Origin of the sequence: Cupriavidus sp. IK-TO18, assembly GCF_015549295.1 — a bacterium.
Lineage (GTDB): Bacteria > Pseudomonadota > Gammaproteobacteria > Burkholderiales > Burkholderiaceae > Cupriavidus > Cupriavidus oxalaticus_A.
This window is the reverse complement of record NZ_JADGMP010000084.1, coordinates 1-635: the sequence shown is the minus strand read 5'-3', so window position 1 is coordinate 635 and position 635 is coordinate 1. Positions and strand designations below refer to the sequence as shown.

Sequence of the window (635 nt, the reverse complement as noted above, 5' to 3'; positions counted from 1 at the left end):
AGGCTCCCGGCCTAATCGGCTTGGTGTTCGAAGAAATCGTCAACGCGAAGCGGTTCACGACGAACGGACCGAATACCGAGCAGGCGTTCCACGACATCGACTTCATGCCACTCGACGATGGCGAAGAGCAGGAATTGCTCAGTGACATGGAGCTCGCGGTGAGATGAACGCCTTCTGGATGACGGCCGGCGCCGTTGCAGTCGGCGGCGTGGTCGCTGGCGTCGCCCTGGCGGCCGCCGCGTTCGCCGCCTTCAGCTGGCTGTTTTAACCCGACGCGTGACGACGCACAGGGGTCCGAGCCGAGAGGCGGTCAGGTCTGCAACGGACTGAAAGAAGTGCAGGCGGGGTGCCGGTGCCCCTCACTAGAAGCCGGACAGTTCCCAGCCGCGGGGGATGCGCCGTGGCACTTCCTCGAACCCAGGAGAACTGCACATGCGATTATCCCGCATGCTCTTCGGACTACCGTTAGCCGGCCTGCTCATTGCGGCCGCGCTCACGTTTCTGTCGCCAGCGCCATCGGTCGATCTGTCGATCGCATCCGGCGGCATCTCCTACCAGGTGCCGGAATACGCGCTGGTCAATGCCATCCTCCCGGCGGATCCGGCGCTCACTGCCGAAGCCGCGATCGACAAACC

Annotated in this window: 1 protein-coding gene; it reads left to right on the top strand. The window is 64.1% G+C overall.

Features of this window, described 5'->3' with window-relative positions; translation table 11 throughout:
• Positions 1-432: 432 nt before the first annotated feature.
• The coding region (locus IPF36_RS34190) for a hypothetical protein (protein ID WP_195432355.1) at positions 433-635 on the top strand (203 nt) is incomplete at its 3' end.